The sequence below is a fragment of the Telluria sp. ZT3P25 genome (genome assembly GCF_059685895.1).
Map to the genome: position 1 here is coordinate 338,114 of NZ_JCASIJ010000002.1, position 25,790 is coordinate 363,903.

Sequence of the window (25,790 nt, forward strand, 5' to 3'; positions counted from 1 at the left end):
GGATTACGTGACGCACTCATTGTCATCGCCGCGGGTGATTGCGCACTGCGACTGGAGCATCCACCCCGGCAAGCGCTGGATGGCGGTGGCGCTGCGCGATGCCGACAGCGCCGGCTGGCAGATCGGCCTGCCCGAGCCGGTCAGCGTGACCGCCACGTTCCTCGATCGGCTGGCAGCGCGTTCCACGGCGCCAGGCGCGGTGCTGGTGGGCGTCGATTTTCCGATTGGCGTGCCGGCGGCGTATGGCGCGGCGACCGGGCTGGCGAATTTTGCCGAGTTGCTGGCCAGTGTCGGCAGCGGCGCCTGGAACCGCTGGTTCGAGGTCTGCGATGACCGCAGCGACATCGGCGTCCACCGGCCGTTCTATCCGGTCCGGCCGGGTGGCCGCCGGCGCGAGCACTTGCTGACGGGCCTGGGCCACACCGATGCCGCCGACCTGCTGCGCGTTTGCGAGCGCAAGACCGACCAGCGTCCCGCCGCGTGCAGCCTGTTCTGGACCCTGGGCGGCAACCAGGTCGGCAAGGCGGCGCTGGCCGGCTGGCGCGAAGTGCTGCAACCGCAGGGTTCGCGCATCGCGCTGTGGCCGTTCGACGGCCCGCTGCACGACCTGCTCGGTGGCGCTCGCACGATCGTGGCCGAGACCTACCCGGGCGACACCTACCACCGGCTTGGCATCGGTCGCCGGCCTGTGTGGAGCAAGCGCAGCCAGGCCGGGCGCGCATCCGTTGCGCCCCCATTGCTCAACTGGCTGGCGCAGCGGGAGCACGCGCAGGCCCCGGGTCTCGCGGCCGCGATCCGTGACGGCTTCGGTGCCCATGCCAGTGGCGAAGACCAGTTCGATGCGCTGGTCGGTCTGTGCGGCATGCTCGACGTGGTCGAGGGCCACCGCGCCGAAGGCCCGCCGCTTGAGGCGCAGGTGGGGCGCTGGGAAGGCTGGGTGCTGGGCCAGGCGGCGTGACCGTGCCGTCTCCTTCTACATCGCATGCCCGTACGTTACAATCGATTTTCCCATTCACTGACCGTCAAAGCCCCCATGCCAGCCACGCCGCCGTCGCTGTTCCCACCGCTCCAGCCGCTTCGTAGCGGCATGCTAGCGGTCGACGAACTGCACACGATCTACTGGGAAGAAGTCGGCAATCCCGATGGCATCCCGGTGCTGTTCCTGCACGGCGGCCCGGGCGCCGGGCTGTCGCCGCAGCACCGCCGTTTTTTCGATCCCGCGGCCTACCGCGTGATCCTGTTCGACCAGCGCGGCGCCGGCAAATCCACGCCATTGGGCGAGTGGTGCAACAACACGACGCAACTCCTGATCGACGACATCGAACGCCTGCGTGCGCTGTTCGGCATCAAGCAGTGGCTCGTGTTCGGCGGTTCGTGGGGCTCGACGCTGGCGCTGGCCTATGGCCAGGCGCATCCGGAGCGCTGCCTGGGCTTCGTGCTGCGCGGGATCTTCCTGTGCACGCGCGCGGAAGTCGACTGGTTCATCAACGACATGCGCTGGTTCTATCCCGAGCTGTACGACGAATTCGTCGCGCCGATCCCGCTGGCAGAACGCGCTGACCTGCTGGGCGCCTACGCGCGCCGCCTGCTGTGCCACGATCCCGATGTGTTCTGGCCGGCCGCGCGCGCCTGGAGCCGCTTCGAAGGCCGCCGCGTCTTTCTGCTGCCGCAGCCCGAAGAAGCCGCCAGCGATACGCTCGACCTGGGCGTGGGCCGGCTCGAGGCGCATTACATGGTCAACGGCGCGTTCCTGGACGAAGACCAGCTGGTGCGCGACGTCGGGCGCATTGCGCATCTGCCGGCCGTGATCGTGCAGGGCCGCTACGACGTGATCTGCCCGCCGCTGTCGGCCTGGCGCCTGCACCGCGCCTGGCCGGGTTCGACCTTGCAGATGATTCCCGACGCCGGCCACGGCGCGCTCGAAACCGGCATCGCGCGCGCACTGGTTGCGGCCACCGAACAGTTCAAGCACCACCGGCGCTTCGAATGAGCGGCGGCTGTTAAACTACGCCAGACACACAACATCAAGACCAGCTTGTTCTCATGAATATCCAGATCAGCGACATCGGCCACGTCATCCAGCTGGCCATCGCACCCGTTTTTTTACTCACCGGCGTGGCCACCAAACTGACCGTGCTGACCAACCGGCTGGCCCGCATCATCGACCGCACGCGCGTGCTCGAAGACCGGCTCAAGGTCAGCCCGAACACCGAGTTTTCGAGCGAGCTCGAACTGCTGTACCAGCGTTCGCACCTGATCAACTTCGCGATCGCCTCCAGCACCGCCTGCGGCCTGCTGGTGTGCGTCGTCATCGCGATGCTGTTTGCGGGCGACACCACCGGCATCCCGCTCGACCAGTACATTGCCGCGAGCTTTGTGCTGGCGATGCTGGCCCTGATCAGCAGCTTCGTGTATTTTTTGCGCGAGATTTTCATCTCGTCGCGTTTCATGCGCATGCAGCACCAGCAAATCATGATGCAGCAACCGCCGGCACCGCTGCCGTAAGGCGGGTGCGGCCAGAAAGAATCCCATGCACGACTACCAACGCCCTCCGACCCTGCACCGCTACGCACTGCGCACCGAACTTGAAAATTCGCTGCGCCTTGGCCAGTTTCGCCTCGAGCCCAGCGGCGGCTTTCTGAACCTGTCGTTTTCCACCGCCTGGGACAAGGCCCTGTTCGACATCATCACGCCGAGCGACGCGTGCCTGGTGATCCACAATAGCGAAGAGTTCGGCGAGCGCCTGCACCGCGCCGTGCAGCGCATGCTGCCCAACTGGGCCGGCATCGATGGCGCCATCGAATACGGCAGCCGTTCGCCGCTGGGCGCCGCATTCACCAAGAGCGCGGGCCAGGCGCGCGAAAAGGAATGGCAGTTTGCATGGCGCTCGATGTCGCCGGGCGCGAGCCTGAACCCGATCGTCGTCAAGATCGGCAGCATCGAGAGCTTCGCCGAGCTGCGCGACCGCGACAGCCACCTCGCGTAAAACCCGCCAGCCGTGTTTAGACGCACGGCTCGACAAAATCGCGGTGTAATGCCGCGATGACTATCTCTTCTGCCTACGCGCACCTGCTTGCGCCGCTCGACCTGGGTTTTACCACGCTGAAGAACCGCGTGATCATGGGCTCGATGCACACCGGGCTCGAAGACCGCTTCTACAACTACGGCAAGCTCGCCGCGTTCTACCGCGAACGCGCGCGCGGCGGCGTCGGCCTGATCGTCACCGGCGGCATTTCGCCCAACCGCCAGGGCTGGCTGCTGCCGTTTGGCGGCACGCTCAATTTTCTTGGCGACGTGCCGAACCACCGGCGCGTCACGCGCGCCGTGCACGAAGAGGGCGGCAAGATCGTGCTGCAGATCCTGCACGCGGGGCGCTACGGCTACCAGCCGTTCGTCGTGTCGGCGTCGAACCTGAAGTCGCCGATCTCGCGCTTCAAGCCCAAGGCCCTTTCCGAAGCCGGCATCGAGTCGACGATTGCCGCCTACGTGCGCTGCGCGCGGCTGGCGCAAAAGGCCGGTTACGATGGCGTGGAAATCATGGGCAGCGAAGGCTATCTGCTCAACCAGTTCCTGTGCGCGCGCGCCAACCGCCGCACGGACGGGTGGGGCGGGCCGATCGAACAGCGCATGCGGCTGGCCGTCGAAATCGTGCGCCGTATCCGCGCGGCCGTTGGGCCGGCGTTCATTCTGATGTACCGCCACTCGGTGCTCGACCTGGTCGACGGCGGCAACACGTGGGACGAGGTGGTGCTGGTGGCCAAAGCCCTGGAGGCTGCCGGCGTGACAATTTTGAATACCGGCTACGGCTGGCACGAGGCGCGCATTCCGACCATCGTCACGTCGGTGCCACGCGCCGCGTTCGCGCAGGTGGCGGGCCGCTTGCGCGCTGCGGTGGGCATCCCGGTGGTGGCCTCGAACCGCATCAATATGCCGCACGAGGCCGAGGCCCTGCTGGCGCGCGGCGACGCCGACCTGGTATCGATGGCGCGGCCGTTTTTGGCCGATCCCGAATTCGTGAACAAGGCGGCGGGCGGCCGCGCGGACGAGATCAACACCTGCATCGCCTGCAACCAGGCCTGCCTGGACCACACCTTCTCGAACAAGCGCGCCACGTGCCTCGTCAATCCGCGCGCCTGCTACGAGACCGAACTGGTGATCCGCCCGGCCGCGCAGCCGCGCCGGATCGCGGTGGTGGGCGCCGGCCCCGCCGGCTTGTCGGCAGCGACGGTGGCCGCCGAACGGGGGCACCGCGTGACGCTGTTCGATGGGCTGGACCGCATCGGCGGCCAGTTCAATGTCGCGATGCGCGTGCCGGGCAAGGAAGAATTTGCCGAGACGATCCGTTATTTCGGGCGCCGTCTCGCGTTGCTCGGCGTCGACGTGCGCCTGAATACGGTCGTCACGCGCGAGGCCTTGCTGGCCGAAGGCTTTGACGACGTCGTCGTCGCCACCGGCATCCGCACCCGCAAGCCGGCCATTCCCGGCATCGACCATCCGATGGTGCTCAGTTATCTGGACGTGCTGCGCGATGGCCGCCCGGTCGGCGCACGCGTGGCGATCATCGGCGCCGGCGGCATCGGGTTCGACATGGGCGAATTCCTCGTGCACGACCCGCAGGTGGCGCTGCCAATGACGCCCGCGCACTGGATGGGCGAGTGGGGCGTCGATCCAATGGTGGCCACGTCGGGCGGCTTGACAGCGCCGGTGGCGCCGCATCCGCCGCGTCAGGTCTGGCTATTGCAGCGCAAGAGCACGCGCCCGGGTGCGGGGCTGGGCAAGACGTCGGGTTGGGTGCACCGCGCAACGCTCGTGCGCAACGGCGTGACGATGCTGGCGGGTGTGCAGTACGACCGCATCGATGACGCGGGCCTGCACATCACGGTCGGTGGGCAGACGCGCGTGCTGGCGGTGGACAATGTGATCGTCTGTGCTGGTCAGGAGAGCCTGGCCGAGCTGATGCCGGCCGAGTCAACTGGCAGCAATAGTAGCAGCAGCAGGCCGGGTTTCCACAAGATCGGCGGCGCCGCGCTGGCGGCGGAGCTCGACGCCAAGCGCGCGATTCGCGAGGGGTTTGTGCTGGCCGCGCGCCTGTAACGTTAGGGCTTAGAGCTTGCGCACCACCACGCAGCCGATCGAGTAGCCGGCGCCGAACGAGCAGATCACGCCGTTGGTGCCTGCCGCGAGATCGTCCTGGTACTTGTGGAACGCGATGATCGAACCGGCCGACGACGTGTTGGCGTAGCTGTCCAGGATCACCGGCGCTTCGTCGGCTGTCGCGTCGCGGCCCAGCAGCATGCGCACGATCAGCAGGTTCATGTTCAGGTTCGCCTGGTGCAGCCAGTAGCGCGCCACGTCGTCGGTCGTCAGGCCGGCGGCAGTCAAGGTGTCCTTGATCGTCTCGGCTGCCATCGGGCAGACTTCCTTGAACACCTTGCGGCCCTGCTGGCGGAACAGTTTATCGGGCAGGCCGACGCCGGCTTCGTCGAAGCGGTTCATGAAGCCGAAGTTGTTGCGGATATTGTTCGAGAAGCTGGTCTTGAGACGGCTGTCGAGGATTTCCCACTGGTGCGCGCCGGTGGCCGTGGCTTGCGCCTCGATGATGATCGCGGTGCAGGCGTCGCCAAAGATGAAGTGGCTGTCGCGGTCGCGGAAATTCAGGTGCCCGCTGGTGATTTCGGGGTTCAGCACCAGCACTGCGCGGGCGCGCCCGCCGCGTACCGCATCCACGGCCGTGGCGATGCCGAACGTGGCCGACGAACAGGCCACGTTCATGTCGAAGCCGAAGCCGTCGATGCCGAGCGCTTCCTGCACTTCAACGGCCATCGCCGGGTAGGCGCGCTGCATATTGCTGCAGGCGACCAGCACCATGTCGATCTCGTGCGCCTGTTTTCCGGCGCGCTCCAGCGCGTCGCGCGCGGCGGCCACGCACATCTCGGCCTGTAGCGAGATCTGGTCATCCGCGCGGTCGGCGATGCGCGCCGTCATGTGGGCCGGGTCGAGGATGCCGCTCTTTTCCATCACGTAGCGCGATTTGATGCCGGACGCTTTTTCGATGAAGCCGCTGCTCGACGGCTCGAGCGCCGTCACCTCGCCTGCGGCGATGGCAGTCGCGTGTTCGGCGTTGTGCAGGTCGACGTAGGCGTTGAAGGCGGTCACCAGCTCGTCGTTCGAGATGGAATGCGGCGGCGTAAACAGGCCGGTGCCGCTGATGACGACAGGTATCATGTTCGGGGAACTTTCAAGGAAAATAAGGCCGCTTGGCCGCAAGATGCGCCGATTCTACACGCTCGGCGCGAGCCTGGGAATCGGGCAGAAAGCCGGCTGCGCCGCGCTGGCGTCAGCGCCCCTGGCGCGCCAGCGTCGCGCCGCTGGCGCGGCCAGACAGCACCACCGGCTCGCCCTTCAGGTGGCGCAGTGCCTGGGCCAGCTGGAAGTCGTCGGCGCTGCCGTAATCGAGCGGCTTGCGCTGGCGCGCAGCGTTCAACAGCCGCATCTGCTCTTCGATGTCGTCCTCGCGCGTGGCCACCTCGGCCCCGGCGCCATTGGTCAGGTGGTGCTGCAGGTCGGCTTCGCGCATGCGCAGGGCGTTCAGGCCATCGCCATCGGGATATTCATCGACCGGAACGTCGGGCACGATGCCGCGCGCCTGGATCGTGCGACCGGCCGGCGTGTAGTAGCGCGCGGTGGTCAGCTTGACGGCGGCGTTGCCGCCGATCGGGCGGATCGTCTGCACCGAGCCCTTGCCGAAGGTCTGGCTGCCGAGGATGGTAGCGCGCTTGTAGTCCTGCAGTGCGCCGGCGACGATTTCGGAGGCCGAGGCCGAGCCGGTGTTGACCAGCACGACCATCGGCAGCTTCTTGAATGCTGGCGGCAGGCTTGCCAGCGGGTCGGCGCCGCTGCGCAGCATATAGAACTCGGGCCGGGCATAGAAGCGCTGGCGCGAGTCGGCCAGCTGGCCGTTGGTCGAGACGATTTCGGCGTTGTTCGGCAAGAACGCGGCGGCCACGCCGATCGCGCCCTGCAGCAGACCACCGGGATCGTTGCGCAAATCGAGCACCAGGCCTTTCAGGTCGGGGTCCTGGCGGTACAGCGCCTGCAGCTTGGCGGCCATGTCGTCGACGGTCGGCTCCTGGAACTGCGCCACGCGCAGCCAGGCGTAACCCGGTTCGACCATTTTTGCCTTGACGCTTTTCTGGACGATCTCGCGCCGCTCGACGGTGATGGTGAGCGGCGCCGGCACCGACTTGCGCACGACGGTCAGCGTCACGCGCGTGCCTGGTTCGCCACGCATGCGCTTGATGGCCTCGTCGATCGGCGTGCCCTGCACCGGATGGCCGTCGATGCGCGTGATCAGGTCACCTTCCTTGATGCCGGCATGGTAGGCGGGCGAATCTTCCATCGGGCTGATGATTTCGATGTAGCCGTCTTCGCTGACGCTGATCTCGATGCCCAGGCCGACGAAGCGGCCTTCGGTGCCTTCGCGCAGTTCGCGAAACGCGCGCGCGTCGAGGTAGGCCGAGTGCGGATCGAGCGACGCCACCATGCCGGTGATCGCCTGCGACAGCAGGGCTTTGTCTTCGACCGGCTCGACGTAACTGGTCTTGATGATGCCGACGACGTCGGCCAGCTCGCGCAACTCGGTCACCGGCATGCTCGATTCGAGCGACGGTTTGAAGGAGAGGGCGGAAAACTGCATCGTCAGGCCGACGCCGGCAACGGCGCCCAGGCCGATCAGGCAGGCATTCTTGAAGGTGGAACCCATGTGATCCATTGTGGCAGCGCGCGCCGATCGTGGAACCCGAGGCGCTGCGATAGGCCTGAGATTGCGCAAGCGGAGTATAAACCGGTTCGCGCGCTATTGTTGCGAGCCCTTGCGCCACGGCGCGATCGGCAAATCCAGGCTCGCATATGGAACATCGACCCAATTGGCGCCAAATAGCGATTTGTTACACGCCGTTAGCGAGGGTAAGCAAATGTAAGAGTGGCGCCCGACGCAACAGCGCGCCCCTATAGTCGTGACTAGTTTTTCTCTCTCTCCACTCTTGAAGTGGTCTTGTCCCGCGGCTCTATTGCCGCGGGATTTTTTTTTGTCGGCTCAGTCAACATTATCTGTTGATGACGCCGATTGCGATGCAGAACAATTGTGCTGCGGAACTGACCCGTCCGCCATCCACTGCCCAGCACCAGCCCAGGTAATTGGACAGATAGCGCGACGCCACCCCGCGAAAGCCCATCAACCAGGCCTTGAAGCGCTCGTGGTAGGCGTTCACGTTCTGCACGTGGATGGCATGGCTTCCCAGGCGCCTGACGCGTACGCCGACGCGCAGGTTCACTGCCTCGTGTGCGATGCGGTGCTTGCGTGCAAAGGCCCGATAAGCAGCATGGCTGTCGGTGACCAACAGCGCCTGCGGATCAAGCTTGGGCAGCAAGTCGCGTTCGAGTTGCGCGGCCGTCAGTGCGCCCCGGCCAGTGACGGCATCAATGGTCTGTCCGTTGCGGTCGCGCGCCACCAGGATGCAATCCAGATGCCGAGAAATGCCACGCATGGGCGCGCGTCCGCCCCTTCGACGCGCTGGGCGATCAAGCGTGCGCGAGCCTTTTTGTGATTCGAGCAGGAACGTTTCGTCAGCTTCGACGATGCCATTCAGGGATGCCGGTCGGTCAAGCTTGACCCAAGCCAGAAAGCGGTGGCGCCACCGGAAGGCGGTATTGCGGTGCACGCCAACCCGATCTGCACCTTTGCGCACGGATAGTGAATCGAGCAGCACCTGTGAATACGCGAGCCATTTGGCCTTGTGCCGGAGTCGCGCCAGCGGCGTGCCGCTCAGGTCGTTGAAGGTGCGCCCACAGTCGCAGCAGCGAAAGCGTTGCAGGTCATTGGCGAATCCATGCCGGTGGCAGCGTTCGCCACCACAGCTGGGACAGCAGCGCCCTGGCGCCCTGGCTTGCGCGATCAGTGCGACCACCTGGTCGAGTCCGACTGCGGGGTGCAGGGCGTCGAGCACTTGGCGGCGCTGCGGCTGGTTCAGCGATGACAACTTTGCAAACCAGTTCCTGAAACGGGGCGCTTTCATGAGCGGCTCCTGATGCTGGGGACAGGCGTTGGACCACCTGGCTGCTCATCAGTTCAAAGCTTTCCTCTATTTAACGCTGACTGCGCCTTTGCCCGTGTCATCCTGTTGTCACTTCCCAACACATGCATACGCGATATTCACCCGTCTGCGTGTATCGAAAAGTAAAAAAATGACCACGGCCAGCGCCGTTGCAAGTCCACCCGCTAGAATGTTCTTTTGCCGGCACGCAGCAGGCGCGACCGGTCAGATGCTGTTTATCCCTGCGAACACTTAGCAACCAAGGACTTATCCGTGAAGCGACTTCTCCTGAGTACCCTGACCCTGTCCCTGGCGGCAGCCTTTGCCGCACCGGCCATGGCCGCCGACGCCGCGCCTGCGGCCGCCGCTGTTCCAGCAACCGCCGCCGCACCGGCCGGCGTGATCTCCGGCATCGACACCCAGTACATCGACAACAGCGTGCGTCCGCAGGACGATTTCTTCACGCACCTGAACGGCAAGTGGCTGAAAGAGACCGAGATCCCGGGCGACCGCTCGAGCTGGGGCACCTTCATGAAGCTGCGCGAAGACACCACGCCGCAACTGCTGGCGATCATCGAGACGGCGCAGAAGGACACCGGCGCCAAGGCAGGTACCGAAGCGAAGAAGATCGGCGACCTGTACGCCAGCTTCATGGACGACGCGCGCCGCGAAGCGCTCGGCTACAAGCCGCTGACGGGCGAACTGTCGCGTATCCGCATGCTCAAGGACAAGAAGGGCATTCCGGCGCTTGCCGCCCATCTGGGCAAGATCGGCGTGGCCACCCCGTACGGCATCTACGTCGGCCAGGACATGCGCGAGTCGACCCGCCATGCAACCTACCTCAGCCAGAGCGGCCTGGGCATGCCTGACCGCGACTACTACCTGAAGGCAGATGACGCCAAGCTGGCCGAGATCCGCGCCAAGTACCAGGTGCACGTCGAGAAGATCCTGACGCTGGCCGGTGAAAAGAATGCTGCCGCGCAGGCCAAGGCAATCGTCGACTTCGAGACCGATCTGGCCAAGGTCCAGTGGACCAAGGTCGAGAACCGTGACCCGGTCAAGCGCTACAACAAGATGACGGTGGCCGAGCTCTCCAAGCTGGCGCCGGGCTACGACTGGAAAGGCGCACTGGCCGCCGCCGGCGTGGGCAACAAGATCGACACCATCATCGTCAACCAGCCAAGCTACTTCACGGGCTTCGATGCGCTGCTGGCCAAGACCGATCTGGCCACGCTCAAGTCGTACTTCGAATGGCAGCTGCTGCGCGAATACGCGCCGTACCTGTCGAAGGCGTTCGTCGATGAGAACTTCGCGTTCTACGGCACTGCGCTGACCGGCGTGGCCGAGCAGCGTCCGAGCTGGAAGCGCGGCGTGTCGACCGTCGAAGGCACGCTGGGCGAGGCGCTGGGCAAGCTGTACGTCGCCGAGCACTTCCCGGCCGAGCGCAAACAACGTATGGAACAACTCGTCAAGAACCTGATCATCGCCTACGGCCAGTCGATCGACAACCTGGACTGGATGAGCCCTGCGACCAAGAAGGAAGCGCGCGCCAAGCTGGCCAAGTTCACGCCGAAGATCGGCTATCCGGACAAGTGGCGCGACTACTCGCGCCTGACGATCAAGCGCGATGACTTGGTGGGCAATGCGATGCGTGCATCGACCTTCGCCTATAACTACAACATCGAAAAACTTGGCAAGCCGATTGACCATACCGAGTGGGGCATGACGCCGCAGACGGTCAACGCCTACTACCGCAGCACGATGAACGAGATCGTGTTCCCGGCCGCGATCCTGCAGCCACCATTCTTCGACATGCGCGCCGACGACGCGGTCAACTACGGCGCCATCGGCGCCGTGATCGGCCATGAAATCGGCCACGGTTTCGATGACAAGGGCAGCCAGTCCGATGGCGACGGCAATTTGCGCGACTGGTGGACGGCCGAAGACCGCACCGCCTTCAAGGCCCGCACCGACAAGCTGGTCAAGCAGTTCAACGGCTACGCGCCGCTGCCAGGCTACAACGTGAACGGCGAACTGACGCTGGGCGAGAACATCGGCGATAACGCCGGCCTGTCGATCGGCTACAAGGCCTATAAATTGTCGCTGGCCGGCAAGCCGGCGCCGGTGATCGATGGCCTGACGGGCGACCAGCGCTTCTTCATGGGCTTTGGCCAGGTATGGCGCTCGAAGATGCGTGAAGCCCAGCAGATCAACCAGGTGAAAACCGACCCGCACTCGCCGGGCCAGTTCCGCGCCAACGGCACCGTGTCGAACATGCCCGAGTTCTACGAGGCGTTCAACGTGAAACCGGGCGACAAGATGTACTTGCCGCCTGAAGACCGCGTCATCATCTGGTAAGGTTCCATGACAAGGGGCCGGCGTCACGAGCGCCGGCCTTTTGCATTGCACTCACAAACAAACAAAGAGAGATACCATGCAACGAAAACTGATCAGCGCAGCAGCGCTGGTATTGACCACGTCGTTCATCGCGCCGATGGCGCTGGCCCAGGCCACCGCCGCTACCGCTACTGCGCCGGCCGGTGCATCGTCCGGCATTGCGACGCAGTACATCGAACCGTCCGTGCGCGCCCAGGACGACTTCTTCGAACACCTCAACGGCAAATGGCTCAAGAGCGTCGAGATCCCGGCCGACAAATCGACCTGGGGCGCGTTCCACCAGCTGCGCGATGACACGCTGCCGCAACTGCGCGCGATCATCGAGCGCACGGCCGCCGACAAGAACGCCGCCGCCGGCAGCGAAGCGCGCAAGATCGGCGACTTCTACGCCAGCTACATGGACGAAGCGCGCCTCGAGCAGCTGGGCGCCACGCCGCTCAAGAACGAGATGAGCAAGATCGCCGCGCTCAAGAGCAAGGCCGAACTGCCTGCGCTGTTCGCCAACCTGAATCGCGCCGGCGTGACCGTGCCGTTCACGTTCTTCATCCACCAGGATGCCAAGGATTCGACCAAGTACGTCGCCGACCTGTACCAGTCAGGCCTGGGCATGCCCGACCGCGACTATTACCTGAAGCAGGACGACGCCAAGCTGGCGGACGTGCGCGCCAAGTACCAGGTGCACATCAAGAAGATGCTGGCGCTGGCTGGCAGCAAGACTGCCGCCGCTGACGCGAAAGCCATCCTCGACCTGGAAACCCGACTGGCCAAGGTGCAGTGGACCAAGGTCGAGAACCGCGATCCGATCAAGACCTACAACAAGGTCGAGTTCAGCAAGCTGGCCGCAATGGCGCCGGGCTACGACTGGAACACGTGGCTGAAGGCTTCGGGCCTGCAGGGCAAGGCGACGTATCTGATCGTCAGCCAGCCGACCTACCTGAAAGGTTTTACCGACGTCCTGAATAGCGTGCCGCTGGCGACCTGGAAAGCGTACCTGCAATTCCAGACCGTCAACAGCTATGCGAACTACCTGTCGAAAGCCTTCGTCGACCAGCGCTTCTCGTTCAACGGCACCACACTGGCAGGCATTCCGGAACTGGAACCACGCTGGAAGCGCGGCGTCTCGACGCTCGAAGGCAGCCTTGGCGATGCCGTGGGCAAGCTGTACGTGAAAGACCACTTCCCGGCCGAGCGCAAGGCGCGCATGGAAGTGCTGGTCAACAACCTGCTGGCGGCCTACAAGGATTCGATCGACACGCTCGACTGGATGAGCCCGGCGACCAAGAAGGAAGCGCAAACCAAGCTGGCCAAGTTCACGCCGAAGATCGGCTACCCGAACAAGTGGAAGGAATACACCGCGCTGACCGTCAAGCGCGATGACCTGGTGGGCAACGTGATGCGTTCGCGCGATGTGGAATACAACCGCGAACTGAACAAACTGGGCAAACCAATCGACCGCGACGAGTGGGGCATGACGCCGCAAACCGTCAACGCCTACTACAACCCGGAGCTGAACGAAATCGTGTTCCCGGCCGCGATCCTGCAGCCGCCGTTCTTCGATGCAAAGGCGGACGACGCAGTCAACTACGGCGGCATCGGCGCCGTGATCGGCCACGAAATCAGCCACGGCTTCGACGACCAGGGTTCGCAGTACGACGGCGACGGCAATATGCGCAACTGGTGGACTGAAGAAGACGGCAAGCGTTTCGGCGAAAAGACCAAGGCCCTGATCGCCCAGTACGCCGCGTTCAGCCCGCTCAAAGGCTACAACGTCAATGGCGAACTGACGCTCGGCGAAAATATCGGCGACAACTCGGGTCTGGCGATCGCCTACAAGGCCTACAAGATCTCGCTCAAGGGCAAGTCAGCGCCCGTGATCGACGGTCTCACCGGCGACCAGCGCTTCTATATGGGTTGGGGCCAGGTGTGGCGCACGAAGATGCGCGAACCGGCGCAGATCGCGCAGATCAAGACCGACCCGCACTCGCCGGCGCAATACCGCGCCAACGGCACGCTGAAGAACCAGCCTGGTTTCTACGAGGCGTTCAAGGTCAAGGCCGGCGACAAGATGTATCTGGCGCCAAAAGATCGCGTGATCATCTGGTAAGCCTGCAGCGCAGGCCACTGCGTAGTTAAAACAAGGGCCGCTTTCGCGGCCCTTGTTGTTTCCGTTACCCTGCTGCGATCAGCGCGCCTGGCTCGAATAGCTGCACGACTTGACCGTGCCTTCGATCGGATCGCCGAACACGGCATTGGTGCAGGCGGTGCGGGTCGTGAACGCCTTGGTAGCGTAGGCGCCCGGCACGCCGTAGCGTACGTCGCGGGTCCCGGTGAACGCGCAGGTGCCGTTTTCGGCGGCGCAAGCGGTCCAGGTCACGGGTGTGGTCGGTGCCGGGGTGGGCGCGCTCGATGCAGTACCGGCATAGCTGCAGGTCTTGACCGTACCCTCGATCGGGTCACCGAACACGGCGTTCGAGCATTGGACATTGTTGGTGAATACCTTGACGACCCAGGAATTACCGGCGCCATAACGTACTTCACGCGTGCCGCTGAAACCGCAGGTGGCGTTTTCGTTGGCGCAGGTGGTCCAGGTGGATGGCGTTGGCGTTGGTGCCGGCGTTGGCGTGCTGCCCGAGCTTAGCGCCGCGTAGGCGCCGATATCGCGCGCGCTTGCCGCAGTGCGGGTCTCGCCCGATGCCACGTGCTTGTACTGGGCCACTGGCGTCAACGACACACCGGAGGCCGACACGCCTGGCGTCGAACCAGCGTTAATCACCAGCACGTTGGCGATCGGATGCAGATCGAACAGCAGGCGGTTGATGAAGCCGGGCACGAGCGAGCGGAAGTTGGTCCGGTCGATGGCGTTGGTCTGGTTGGTCGCAGCACCGAAGCCGCCAAAGATATTGTTTTGCAGCAGAACTGGCGTCGTCACGCTACCGCCGACCAGCACGAAGGTGCCGCGCACGCTGTCGTCGTTCAGGAACGTATTGTTCACCACATACAGATCCTGCTTGGGATTGCTTGCGCCTTCATTGCCATAGGCCAGCAAACCAGGGTTGTTGTGGCTGGCCGGCTGGTGGATCACATTGCCGATGACATACGAGGTACCGGCATTTGGCAGGTCGATCTCGTAGCTCGGTTTGCCGGTGCTGCTCGAGAAGCGGTTGTAGTTGATCGTATTGACGCTGGCGCGCGATTTGAGGTTGTGACCACCATTGGCGTCGTGTGAATAGTTGTAGCGGAACGTCAGGCTGCCGACGTGACCGATGTAGACATTGTGGCTGTAACCGTCACCCCGGCCGTTGGCAGCAAACTCGGTGTTTTCGATCACGATACTACTGTTGTCATTGGCGCCCGTGAGGATGCCGTTTTCGTTATCGTGCAAGTACGACGAGCGCAGCGTGAAGTTGGTACCTTCGATACGCAGTGCGGCGCCGTTGCGGTCCGGTACTGCCGCGCCGACCATCTCGACATTCTCGACCGTGACGTTGTTGCCCTGAATAACCCAGGTGCCCTTGCCTTGTGCATTCTGGCCGGCGGCGTCGATCTTGGGCCGGCCATTCACGCCGCGGATGGTCAGGTTGCTGGCGCTGATGGCGCACACGTCACCGCTGTAGGTTTTGCCGCCGTCGATCTGGATGATATCGCCGGACTGTGCCCGGGCAAAGGCGGCGCAGGGCGCAGCGTAGGTTTTTCCTGGTCCCACTGACAGAGTGGCGGCAGAAGCGCCGCCGGCTGCGGCGAGCGTTACGAGGAAAACGGCTGACAAGCGGCACGAAGCAGGTACGGCAGATTTTGAACGGAGGGACATGGTGTACTGATCCTGTAAAGATTCCGATAGGAATTTATTTCGACTGGAGGCTGTGCAGGATAAGGTATTTATTTGTTGCGATTTGTAAGCAATTGTTACTTTACTTTTAAATCAACATGACACATATGATAAATATGGAGGTTTAAAAGAAACACAACGAATTGTTCAATTAATACACGATCAGTATGACTCTGGCAGGCTGTCATGCCGCGCTGGAACTAAAACTGTCAGATAAACAAAAAGCGCCGCATGCGGCGCTTTTTGTTTATGGATGCTGCGCTGCTTATTTGACTGCAGCCACCATGTAGTCCACGGCAGCCTTGACGTCGGCGTCGGGAAGCGCGGAACCACCTTTTGGCGGCATGACACCGGCTTTGCCCTGGAAGCCCTTGATGGCATGGTCGTACAAGACCGAAGTGCCCTGACCGACGCGCGCGCTCCACGCCGCCTTGTCGGCAAACTTCGGCGCGCCTGCGATACCGGCGCCATGGCAGGCAATGCACGCCGTATCGTAGGCTTTCTTGCCGGTGTCGGCACTGGCCACGGCCGGACCTGCAACTGGCGCGGTTGCGACCGGCGCTGCTGCCACGACGGGTGCGGCGGCTGCCGGGGCTGCAGCGACCGCTGCAGCAGTTGTCGCCGTAGCAGCGTCAGCCGCAGCCGGTGTAGCCGGGGCAGCAGCAGGTGCAGGTGCAACCGGTTCCTTGAAACTGGCGCCACTTTGATTGGTCATGAACACCACGGCGCGCGCCACTTCGAGATCGTCCAGGTCGGGGTTGCCGCCCTTGGCTGGCATGGCGCGGATGCCTTCGATTGCGTGCTTGACCAGCGTATCGTAACCCTGCGCAAGGCGGGTAGCCCAGGCAGCTTTGTCGCCCGTCTTGGGGGAGCCGGCCATGCCGCTGTCGTGGCAGGCCGCGCAGGTGGCCGTGTACACGGCGCCGCCTGCCAGCAGGACACGCGGTGTATTGGCGTCGCGCAGCGTGAAACCTGCATCGGAGACGGGACGGATGCGCGCGGCAATCGCCTCGGCGCTTTGGGCATTGCTGCCGGCGCCGGTGGTCGACGCATTGGTGACGAAGGTAACCAGCAGGATGATGCCGATGACGATGACGAGGAAGAAGCCCGCGACAGCAACCACGAGCTGTTTTGGCGTACGAATGAGGGATTCGTGGTCGTGCTGTGCGTCGCTCATGATTTCCTTAATTCAATTAAAAAAACCGGCCACTGAGGCGCTGCGATCTAGTGGCTTTTTTGCAAGTGCCGTCGAGCATCTTATTATAGTGTAAACCTGTATTGATGCCAGGGTTTTTCGGGCGCTGCCCATGGACGTACTCGACGAAAGACTGTATCCTTCGCTACGCTTGCCAGTGCGGCTGTAGCTCAGTGGATAGAGTATTGGCCTCCGAAGCCAAGGGTCGCTGGTTCGATTCCAGCCAGCCGCACCAATTTGGCATCTTGCCATGCCGTTTTCCCGCATCTGGCGTCGTTGTACAGCGCTTGCCCTGCAATCGTCCTTCTTCTTGTCACTCCCATATCAATCCAGGTTCTGCTGTGTCTTATTGACCACGTCCTGCCTGCACGTCTCTGTTGTTTATCAAATTATTCTGGAATCCATAGCGCACAATTACAGGCTTTGCGTGGCTTTCCTCACAGGCAGTGCTAAAATCGCTCGACTTTATTGCACGGTGGAACTAATGTTGTCTTTTGATGCAACTGTACTGACGATCTCACAGAGGATGGACAGAAGATGTTGCAACAAGCTGACGGGGCAGTAGCCTGTCATTGAGTGACCAGGTGTTTCCATGCTATATTGAATGTTAAAAATATGTCAAAATAATAACTTAAAAATGATGTTGATCTTGCAAGAAATTCATTGCGATGTCGGATCATGGAATAATTTCCCAGATTGACCTCGTCTCCATGGCGTTGCCAGGCCACCGGCTCTAAGTCGTTGGCCTCCGGAACCCATGCGCGTATTTCAACGTGTAACGTTTCGTGTGGTTGCCGTTGTATTGGTTGACAATTAATCGAAGAAGTTAGTAACTGCCAACACAGGCAACGGTGGTGTAGCGGGTGTGCGACGCGTGCATTCGGCATCTCGGCATGCAGTAAGCGTAATCATCAATTCTGGGGAATAACATGTTTCGGATCTCTAACCACTACGTGTCGAAGATCGTTTTCGTCCTGCTATTCGTGGAAATATTGATCCTGTTGGGCGCCGCCTATGCAGGCGCAGCCATGCGTTTTCTCGACATCGGCGCACCGCTCACGAATGACCAGTTCGATCACTTCCTGGCCTCGGCCGTCGCATTTGCCGTGGCGGTCAGCTTCAGCATGAGCGCCATGGGCATGTACCAGCTCGACTTCGACGAAGGCTTGCGCCATCCGTTCTTCATGAAGCTGATGCCGGCGTTCCTGATGGGTTTCCTGATCCTGACGCTGGTGTTCTACGTGGCGCCCGACCTGTACTTCGGTCGCGGCATTCTGCTGCTGGGCTTTGGCCTTGCCGCAGCCGGGATCTTCATCGCGCGCATCATCTTCTTCAAAACGTCCGAACTGCGCCTGATGCAGTCGCGCATCCTGTTCCTGGGCAATGGCGCGCTGGCCAAGGAGTGCAGCGACCTGGCCGTCAACAAGAACAGCTACCATCGCTACAAGGTCGTCGGCTTTATTCCGGTGGGCAGCGACGAGATGTGCGTGCCGGCTGCGGACGTGCTCAAGGTGCGTGAAGGCGACTCGCTCGTCAAGATGGCAACCCAATATGGCGCGCAGGAAATCGTGGTCTCGGTACAGAACCGGCGCGGCAGCTTCCCGATCAAGGAACTGCTCGACTGCAAGCTGCAAGGCGTGAAGGTGACCGATGCCGCCACGTTCTTCGAGCGCGAAACCTGCCAGATCCGGGTCGATTCACTGCAGCCGAGCTGGCTGGTCTTCGGCGGTGGTTTCGACCAGAGCTTTATCCGTACTTTCATGAAGCGCGGGTTTGACCTGATCTGCAGCACCCTGATCATGGCCGTGACGTTCCCGATCATGCTGTTCGCGGCGCTGGCCGTGTGGCTGGAAGACCGCAGCCCCGTGTTCTATTCGCAGGAACGGGTCGGCAAGGATGGCAAGATTTTCCGTGTCCACAAGTTCCGCAGCATGCGCGCCGATGCCGAAAAAGGCGGTACGCCACAGTGGGCCGCCCAGAACGATCCACGCGTCACGCGTGTGGGTAACTTCATGCGCAAGACCCGGATCGACGAGCTGCCGCAAATCCTGAACGTGTTCAAGGGCGACATGTCGTTCGTTGGCCCACGGCCCGAGCGCGCTTACTTTGTCGAGCAGCTGATCGAAGTGGTTCCATATTACAATGTCCGTCATAGCATCAAGCCAGGTATTACCGGTTGGGCGCAGGTGCGTTATGGTTATGGATCGTCGGCCGAGGACGCATTGCAGAAATTGCAGTACGACCTTTATTACGTCAAGAACAACAGCCTGTTCCTGGATGTGCTCATCCTGATCAATACGCTCAAGGTCGTGCTGTTCCGTAGCGGCCGCTGATCACCCCGGATCGACCTGCGGTGCGCGCACTGCAGGTCGCTGGCACGAACGTTTCTATCCCCAATTTTTCAATGGTCGTTTTCATGGATGGCATACGTTGACCACCATTGCCGTCTATAGCTATAGCGTCGCCGCCATCGGTTTCTTGTTGCTGATCGGCCTGCTGTTCACCATCTGGCGCGGCCGCACCCAGGTCGCCGCCATTGCCCTCGCATGCGGATTCACCGCGCTCTGGTCCGCCGCGCTGGCCGGGCAGGCCGCCACCGGCCACGAACTCTGGTCGGTCTGGACCGACACCCTCGAAATCCTGCGCAGCGGCGCCTGGTGCATCGTGTTGCTGCTATTGCTGGGCAACTCGCGCGATCCGGCCAGCCGCTGGCCGTTCAGCCTGCGCACGCCCATCTTCATCGGCGCTGTCTGCTATGGGGTCCTGCTGCTGGTGACGGTCCTGGTGCGTACCGACCTGATGCTCAATATGAATGGCGGCCTGCTGCCCAATGTGACGGCGCGCGTATGCCAGGCGGTGCTGGGCATGCTGCTCGTCGAGCAGGTCTACCGCAACAAGACGATCCAGGAGCGCTGGGCCATCAAGTTCGCCTGCCTGGGCATCGGCGCGATGTTCGCCTACGACTTCTACATGTACAGCCAGGCGATGCTGTTCCACGACATGCACCCGGACACCTGGGCCGCGCGCGGCATCGTCAATGCGCTGGCCATGCCGCTGATCGGCACCGCCGTCAAGCGCAGCACGTCGCGCTCGAACGCGCTGGTGCTGTCGCGCCGCGTGATGTTCCACTCGACCGCGCTGTTCGGTTCAGCGATCTATCTGCTGGCCATGGGCTTCGCCGGCTACTACCTGCGCTATTTCGGCGGCAGCTGGGGCGGCGTGATGCAGGTCGCGTTCCTGTGCGGCGCCTTGCTGCTGCTGACCGGAACCCTGTTTTCGGGCACCTTCCGGGCCTGGCTCAAGGTCTTCATCAGCAAGCATTTCTACAGCTACGGCTACGACTACCGCGAAGAATGGATGCGCTTCACGCGCACCCTGTCGTCGGGCGGCACGCATATCGGCGAGCGCGCGATCGAGGCAGTCGGCGCACTGGTCGAAAGCCCGGGCGGCGTGTTGTGGCAGCGCCGCGATGGCGATGATGGTCACTATCAGCCGGTGGCCGGGTGGCAAGCCACCAGCACCGAGACCGAGCCGGCCGACTCGAATTTCTGTCACTTCCTGGAAACCACCCAGTGGGTGATCGACCTGCGCGAATACGCGGCCCTGCCCGAAAAATACGGCGACCTGGTCTTGCCGGCGTGGCTGCTCGCGTTCCCGCGCGGCTGGCTGGTGGTGCCCTTGATCCTGCACGGCAAGCTGTTCGGATTTGTCGTGCTGCAGGATGCGCGCAGCGCCGTGTCGCTGAACTGGGAAGTGTTCGACCTGCTTGAAATCGCCGGCAGCCAGGCCGCCAGTTATCTGGCGCAGCAGGATGCGGCCAACGAGCTGATGGTGGCGCGCCAGTTCGAGTCGTTCAACCGCATGTCGACCTTCGTCGTGCACGACCTGAAAAACCTGGTGGCCCAGCTGTCGCTGATGAACGTGAACGCCGAAAAGCACCGCGACAATCCCGAGTTCCAGCGCGATATGCTCGATACCGTGACACACTCGGTCGACAAGATGAAAATGATGCTGCAAAAGCTCAGTCGCAACGATGCGCCGGAACGGCCCTTGCCGCTGCGCGTCGAGAACGTCGTGCGCCAGGCGATTGCGCTCAAGAGCGCGTTCGAGCCGCATCCGGTGCTGGACGTGGTCGATGCGGGCCTCCTGGTGCTGGCCGACGGCGAACGCCTCGAGCGCGTGCTGGGCCACCTGATCCAGAACGCGATCGAAGCCACGCCGCGCAGCGGCCGTGTCAGCGTGTCGATTGCGCGCACGGGCGGGCAGGTCACCGTGACCGTGGCCGACACCGGCGCCGGCATGAGCGAAGAATTCATCCGCGAGCGGCTGTTCAAGCCGTTCGAATCGACCAAGCCGGCCGGCATGGGCATCGGCGTGTTCGAAAGCCGGGAATACATCCACGAATTGGGCGGGGCGCTGGCATTGACCAGCGTGCCTGCGCAGGGAAGCACATTTACCGTCACGTTGCCGCTGTACCGCGAAGCTGGCGCCGAGCGCGCTGCGTGATGAAAGGATAACCGTGAGCCAAAATAAACCGAAACTGCTGATCATCGAAGACGACCCGGGCCTGCAAAAGCAGCTGCGCTGGAGTTTCGACGCGTATGACGTGGTGGTCGCCGACGACCGCGAAAGCGCGCTGGCGCAGATCCGCCGCCATGAGCCGGCCGTGGTCACGATGGACCTGGGCCTGCCGCCCGACCCGGACGGTTCGACCGAAGGCCTGGCCACGCTGCAGCAGATCCTGGCGCTGGCGCCGGAAACGCGCGTGATCGTCCTGACCGGCAACCAGGACCGCGCCAATGCGGTCAAGGCGATCGCCATGGGCGCCTACGATTTCCACCAGAAGCCGCCCGAGCCCGAAGTGCTCAACCTGGTCATCCAGCGTGCTTTCTTCCTGCACAATCTGCAGGAAGAAAACCGCCGCATGCAGAACGGCCAGGCCGATTCGCCGATGGCCGGCGTGATCAGCCGCGATCCCGGCATGCTCAAGCTGTGCCGCAGTATCGAGAAGGTCGCCCCGACCTCGGCCTCGGTCATGCTGCTGGGCGAATCGGGCACCGGCAAGGAAGTGCTGGCGCGCGCCGTGCATGCGATTTCGCCGCGCGCCAAGGAGCGCTTCGTGGCCATCAACTGCGCCGCGATCCCCGAGAACCTGCTCGAAAGCGAATTGTTCGGCTACGAAAAAGGCGCCTTCACCGGCGCGGCCAAGCAGACCAAGGGCAAGGTCGAACTGGCCCATGGCGGCACGTTCTTCCTCGATGAAGTGGGTGACCTGCCGATGGCGCTGCAGGCCAAGCTGCTGCGTTTTTTGCAGGAGCGCGTGATCGAGCGCATCGGCGGGCATGAAGAAATCGCCGTCGACGTGCGCATTGTCTGCGCCACGCACCAGAAGCTCAAGGAACTGTGCAGCACCGGGCGCTTCCGCGAAGACTTGTATTACCGCCTGTCGGAGATCGTCGTGACGATTCCGCCGCTGCGCAACCGCCAGGGCGATGCGGCCCTGCTGGCGCACCACTTCAAGAACAAGTTCTGCGCCCAGGAGTCGCGTCCAACGCTGCACTTCTCGCCGGACGCGATCGCGGCGATCGAAGGCTATGCCTGGCCGGGCAATGTGCGCGAGATGGAAAACTGCGTCAAGCGTGCCGTGATCATGGCCGATGGTCCGACCATCGTGGCCGACGACCTGGGCCTGCCCGAAGGCGACACGCCGGTCGAAGAACCGCTGAACCTGCGCCAGGTGCGCGACGAGGCGGAGCAGGGCGCCATCGTGAAGGCACTGGCGCGCGCGGACGGCAATATCGTCAAGGCGTCGGAAATGCTGGGCATCAGCCGCCCGACGATGTATGACCTGATGAACCGCCACGGCATCAAGAGCAGCACATGATGCGCAAGGCGGTCGCAGGCGCCCTCGCGCTGCTGGCGCTGGGCGCCATCGGTGCGGCGTACGTGGTCGAACGGGTGGGTGTCACGCCGCGCGCGCTGGCGCCGTATATCGAAAAGCGCACCAGCGGGCACAACCCGGTCATCGTCAAGGCGGGGCAGGCCAGCGCGGCGCTGCTGCTGCGGCTCGATCGGGGCGAACCGGCGCTGCCGGCCGGTCTTGCCGTGACCCTCGGCGCGCAACCGGGCGCGGTCGGCGTCGATGCCACCGGCGCGATCCTGGTCGCTACGCCGGATGCGCTGCGCGCGGCGCTGGCGCAGGCCAATCCGGGCGACACGATCACGCTGCTGCCGGGCGTGTACCGGTTCGGCGGCGCGCCGCTCGACGTCAATCGCCCGGGTCGCGCCGGGCTCCCGATTGTCGTGCGGGCCGCAAAGCCGGGCAGCGTGCAGCTCGAGTTCGACCTGGTCGAAGGCTTTCGCGTCAAGGCGCCGCACTGGCGTTTCGAGAACCTGGCCATTCGCGGCGTGTGCGCCGAGGATCGCTACTGCGAGCACGCGTTCCACGTGGTGGGCGCGGCCAGCCATTTCGTCGCGCGCAACAACACGCTCACCGACTTCAATGCCCACATCAAGATCAACGGCGAACAGGGACGCTTCCCGGACGACGGCCTGATCGAACAGAACACGCTGACCGCGACGCGCGTGCGCCAGACCTCCAACCCGGTCACGCCGATCGACCTCGTCGCCGCCAACGGCTGGACCATGCGCGCCAACCTGATCAGCGATTTCCTGAAGGGCGAGGGCGACATGGTCAGCTATGGCGCGTTCGCCAAGGGCGCTGGCAGCGGCAACATCTTCGAACGCAATCTGGTGTGGTGCGAGCGCACACTGCGCGGGCCCGGCCAGCGGGTGGGCCTGTCGCTGGGCGGTGGCGGCACCGGCGCGGCCGTGTGCCGCGACGGGCGCTGCATCACCGAGCAGGAACAAGGCATCTTGCGCGCCAATCTCGTGATGGGTTGTTCGGACGTCGGCATTTATCTGAACAGCGCAGCGCGCAGCAGCGTCGTGGACAACACCTTGCTCGATACGGGCGGGATCGACGTGCGCTATCCAACCACCAGTGCGCGCCTGGACGGCAATCTGGTCGATGGCGCGATCCGCAGCCGCGATGGCGGCTTGCTGCATCTGGAAGACAACCGCAGCACGGCGCTGTGGCAGAGTTATGCCGGCTACCATCCGGTGCGCAGCCTGTTCGTGGAAGCGGGCAGCGGCGATCTGGCGTGGCGTGGCGGGGTACCCGAGCGCGACGCCAGCGCAGTTGGCGGCATCGATCTGTGTGGCGCCAAGCGTGGGCGCAGCGCCACCTATGGCGCGTTCGATGATTTCAGCGGCTGTCTGGCGCGCCAGGTCCGCTGAGCGGCGCTTACCAGCTGTGTTACCAGCTGCCCAGCCAGGTGCCGGTCCAGTGCGCGACCTGATCACGCCAGACGCGGCGTGAGAACGTGTGGTCGGCCCGGTCGATCCGGTACTGGGTAACGCGCGAAGACTGCAGCAGCTGGCGCCATTTCGGCGTGGCCTCGGCCAGGTCGCAGAATTCGCGGCCGGTCAGGTCAGCGCCGCTGATGATCACCAGCACCCGCCCACTGAAGGCGTGCAGGCCGGCGTGCATGCGGTCGGGCAGGGCCAGCGTGGTACGCGGCGCCGTGCCCGGGCCGAACGCAGTGCGCACCAGCTGGAACATCGAGGCCAGCGAACGCTGATAATTGAAGCTGCCGCGCAGCACCCGGGCCCAGAAGGCGCGGTCGACCAGGCGGTCGCGGTAATAGTGGCGCAGCGTCGTGCGCGCGATGCTGTCGGGCGTGCGGATCCATGGATTGAGCAGCACCACACCGCTCACGCGCGCGTCCAGCGGCGCGTACATCATGGCGGCCGAGGCGCCATCGCACAGGCCCCACAACACCACCTCGCGCACGCCGGGCACGGCCACCATCAAGGCATCGATCGCCGCCTTGATATCGTCTTCCACGTCTCCGAACGCGCGCTCGGCGCCTTCGCTGTCGCCCATGCCGCGGTAATCGAAGCGCATGGCCGCGATCCCGTTCATGGCCAGGCTGCGCGCCAGCAGCGTGAACTGGCGATGGCTGCCGGCGCGGTATTGCGGCCCGCCCACGACCACCAGCACGGCGCGCGTGCCAGGGTTCTCGGGCAGGTGCAGCACGCCATACAGGCTGTCGCCCTGGCACTCGAAGGTCACGACCCGTTCTTCAATGTCCATGAGCCGGTTCCTGCAACGCCGTCGACGTGGCGGCCAGCCAGGCTGGCGAGATCGTGATTTCGGGGGTGGTCCAGAAAGGCGGGCACTGCACCTGGTGCAGCGTCAGGTCGACCTGGCGCTCGAGCCAGGCGGCGCTCGCGCGCGCCGTGCCGGGAGAGACGCCAGGCGAGGCGCCCTGGCCGGTCATGCCCAGCGCCTCGAACCAGTGCACCGGGCAATCCGGTGTAAAGTCTTCGAGCGCTGCCAGCGCGTCGATGGCGGCGGCCAGTTCGGGTGCCAGGTCGTAGCCGCTGATCTCGAGCGTCTCGCCCGCCTGCAGCGAGGCGCGCAGGGCGGCGGTACCGGTATGCCCGGACGCGCCTTCGGCCAGCAGCGCGCCAACGGTGCGCAGGCGTAAAAACTGGGTCAGGTAGGCCGCGCCACTCAGCACCGGCTGCCACAAAATCAGTGCCTTGACCGGATGCTGCGCGGTGCGCGCATAGTCCAGCGCCAGCAGGGCGCCCAGGCGCAGGCCCCACAGCAGCAGCGGCTGGCCAAGGCGTGTCTGGAGCCACTGCGCGCCGGCGGCCAGGTCATCTTTCCAGATGGCCCAGCGCGCATCGCCGAAGTCGCCGCTGCTGTCGCCGCAGCCATACAGGTCGAGTTGCAGCACGCCGTAGCCGAGCGCGGCCATCTCGCGCGCCTGCAGCGCCGCGATCCGGCGCGAACGGTTCATTTCTTCGGCAAACGGCGGCGCGTACAGCACCGCACCACGGCAGGGGCCGCGCGGCGGATGAAACAGGCAAAAGCGCTGGCCGGCACCGATCTTTAAAAAGAACGGCTCGGCAGGGGGCGTAACCTGGCTGGCTGTCATTCGGCCTGCTTCTGCGCGACAAACGCAGCGAGCGTGCCGAGGGTGGCGAAGGTGCTGGCGCTGATGTCGTCGTCGTCGATGGCGATGCCGAAACGTTCTTCGAGGGCGCCGATCAGGCTGACCACGGCCATCGAATCGAGCTCCGGCAGGCTGCCCAGCAGGGGCGAATCTTCGGTCAGGTGCTGACCGGACTCACCCAGGGCCAGCACGTCAATCAGGATGGTCTTTACTTCGTCGAAGTACATAATCGTCATTCTCGTCTGGAGGAA

The 25,790-nt window shown here is 63.8% G+C and carries 19 protein-coding genes and 1 tRNA gene; 12 read left to right on the forward strand and 8 right to left on the reverse strand.

What is annotated here, in order from left to right; all coding sequences use genetic code 11:
• Window positions 1-7 precede the first annotated feature (7 nt).
• From AC56LY_RS20090 to AC56LY_RS20110, 5 genes are all read left to right on the forward strand, one after another.
• Window positions 8-958, forward strand: a complete 951-nt coding sequence (locus AC56LY_RS20090) for a hypothetical protein (RefSeq protein WP_499582565.1) — start codon at window positions 8-10, stop codon at window positions 956-958.
• Between the two features lie 75 nt (window positions 959-1,033).
• Window positions 1,034-1,990, forward strand: coding sequence for a prolyl aminopeptidase (gene pip, locus AC56LY_RS20095; RefSeq protein ID WP_499582567.1), 957 nt, complete (start codon window positions 1,034-1,036; stop codon window positions 1,988-1,990).
• Between the two features lie 53 nt (window positions 1,991-2,043).
• Window positions 2,044-2,505: a DUF2721 domain-containing protein gene (locus AC56LY_RS20100; RefSeq protein WP_183554758.1), complete on the forward strand. Its 462-nt coding sequence runs from the start codon at window positions 2,044-2,046 to the stop codon at window positions 2,503-2,505.
• 25 nt (window positions 2,506-2,530) lie between these two features.
• Window positions 2,531-2,986, forward strand: coding sequence for a hypothetical protein (locus tag AC56LY_RS20105; RefSeq protein WP_183554756.1), 456 nt, complete (start codon window positions 2,531-2,533; stop codon window positions 2,984-2,986).
• Window positions 2,987-3,042: 56 nt separating this feature from the next.
• A complete protein-coding gene (locus tag AC56LY_RS20110) occupies window positions 3,043-5,094 on the forward strand; it encodes a 2,4-dienoyl-CoA reductase FMN-binding domain-containing protein (RefSeq protein WP_499582569.1) in 2,052 nt (683 codons plus the stop codon).
• Between the two features lie 9 nt (window positions 5,095-5,103).
• Here the strand turns inward: AC56LY_RS20110 and AC56LY_RS20115 are convergent, their stop codons facing one another.
• From AC56LY_RS20115 to AC56LY_RS20125, 3 genes are all read right to left on the reverse strand, one after another.
• Window positions 5,104-6,225, reverse strand: coding sequence for a beta-ketoacyl-ACP synthase III (locus AC56LY_RS20115; RefSeq protein ID WP_499582571.1), 1,122 nt, complete (start codon window positions 6,223-6,225; stop codon window positions 5,104-5,106).
• 112 nt (window positions 6,226-6,337) lie between these two features.
• Window positions 6,338-7,762 carry a S41 family peptidase gene (locus AC56LY_RS20120; RefSeq protein ID WP_499582573.1) on the reverse strand — a complete coding sequence of 475 codons (1,425 nt, stop codon included), beginning with the start codon at window positions 7,760-7,762 and terminating at the stop codon, window positions 6,338-6,340.
• 343 nt (window positions 7,763-8,105) lie between these two features.
• A complete protein-coding gene (locus AC56LY_RS20125; protein ID WP_499582575.1) occupies window positions 8,106-9,074 on the reverse strand; it encodes an IS1595 family transposase in 969 nt (322 codons plus the stop codon).
• Window positions 9,075-9,365: 291 nt separating this feature from the next.
• Here AC56LY_RS20125 and AC56LY_RS20130 point away from each other — a divergent pair, with 291 nt between their 5' ends.
• Both AC56LY_RS20130 and AC56LY_RS20135 read left to right on the forward strand, forming a co-directional pair.
• Entirely contained in the window at window positions 9,366-11,450 is a 2,085-nt protein-coding gene (locus AC56LY_RS20130; RefSeq protein ID WP_499582577.1) for a M13 family metallopeptidase, read from the forward strand.
• Window positions 11,451-11,526: 76 nt separating this feature from the next.
• A complete protein-coding gene (locus AC56LY_RS20135) occupies window positions 11,527-13,593 on the forward strand; it encodes a M13 family metallopeptidase (protein ID WP_499582579.1) in 2,067 nt (688 codons plus the stop codon).
• 78 nt (window positions 13,594-13,671) lie between these two features.
• Here the strand turns inward: AC56LY_RS20135 and AC56LY_RS20140 are convergent, their stop codons facing one another.
• Window positions 13,672-15,297, reverse strand: a complete 1,626-nt coding sequence (locus tag AC56LY_RS20140) for a right-handed parallel beta-helix repeat-containing protein (protein WP_499582581.1) — start codon at window positions 15,295-15,297, stop codon at window positions 13,672-13,674.
• 283 nt (window positions 15,298-15,580) lie between these two features.
• Window positions 15,581-16,492, reverse strand: coding sequence for a c-type cytochrome (locus AC56LY_RS20145; protein ID WP_499582583.1), 912 nt, complete (start codon window positions 16,490-16,492; stop codon window positions 15,581-15,583).
• A gap of 177 nt (window positions 16,493-16,669) precedes the next feature.
• Here AC56LY_RS20145 and AC56LY_RS20150 point away from each other — a divergent pair.
• From AC56LY_RS20150 to AC56LY_RS20170, 5 genes are all read left to right on the forward strand, one after another.
• Window positions 16,670-16,745, forward strand: a tRNA-Arg gene (locus AC56LY_RS20150).
• 694 nt (window positions 16,746-17,439) lie between these two features.
• Complete coding sequence (locus tag AC56LY_RS20155) at window positions 17,440-18,843, forward strand: TIGR03013 family XrtA/PEP-CTERM system glycosyltransferase (RefSeq protein ID WP_499582585.1); 1,404 nt, start codon at window positions 17,440-17,442, stop codon at window positions 18,841-18,843.
• Between the two features lie 97 nt (window positions 18,844-18,940).
• Complete coding sequence (gene prsK / locus AC56LY_RS20160) at window positions 18,941-21,016, forward strand: XrtA/PEP-CTERM system histidine kinase PrsK (RefSeq protein WP_499582587.1); 2,076 nt, start codon at window positions 18,941-18,943, stop codon at window positions 21,014-21,016.
• 13 nt (window positions 21,017-21,029) lie between these two features.
• On the forward strand, window positions 21,030-22,394 hold the full coding sequence (gene prsR / locus AC56LY_RS20165; RefSeq protein ID WP_499582589.1) for a PEP-CTERM-box response regulator transcription factor: 1,365 nt from the start codon (window positions 21,030-21,032) through the stop codon (window positions 22,392-22,394).
• Entirely contained in the window at window positions 22,391-23,809 is a 1,419-nt protein-coding gene (locus AC56LY_RS20170; RefSeq protein ID WP_499582591.1) for a right-handed parallel beta-helix repeat-containing protein, read from the forward strand. The genes prsR and AC56LY_RS20170 overlap by 4 nt, the downstream gene beginning before the upstream one ends.
• 19 nt (window positions 23,810-23,828) lie before the next feature.
• Here the strand turns inward: AC56LY_RS20170 and AC56LY_RS20175 are convergent, their stop codons facing one another.
• Genes AC56LY_RS20175 through AC56LY_RS20185 form a run of 3 tightly spaced genes read right to left on the reverse strand, consistent with a single transcriptional unit; the run spans window position 23,829 to window position 25,766 of the window.
• The gene (locus AC56LY_RS20175) at window positions 23,829-24,668 is read right to left on the reverse strand and encodes a hydrolase 1, exosortase A system-associated (RefSeq protein ID WP_499582593.1); all 840 of its coding nucleotides are present in this window, start codon (window positions 24,666-24,668) and stop codon (window positions 23,829-23,831) included.
• On the reverse strand, window positions 24,658-25,521 hold the full coding sequence (locus AC56LY_RS20180) for a hydrolase 2, exosortase A system-associated (protein WP_499582595.1): 864 nt from the start codon (window positions 25,519-25,521) through the stop codon (window positions 24,658-24,660). The genes AC56LY_RS20175 and AC56LY_RS20180 overlap by 11 nt, the downstream gene beginning before the upstream one ends.
• Complete coding sequence (locus AC56LY_RS20185; RefSeq protein ID WP_499583459.1) at window positions 25,518-25,766, reverse strand: acyl carrier protein; 249 nt, start codon at window positions 25,764-25,766, stop codon at window positions 25,518-25,520. Before AC56LY_RS20185 ends, AC56LY_RS20180 begins: the two co-directional genes overlap by 4 nt.
• Window positions 25,767-25,790: the final 24 nt, after the last annotated feature.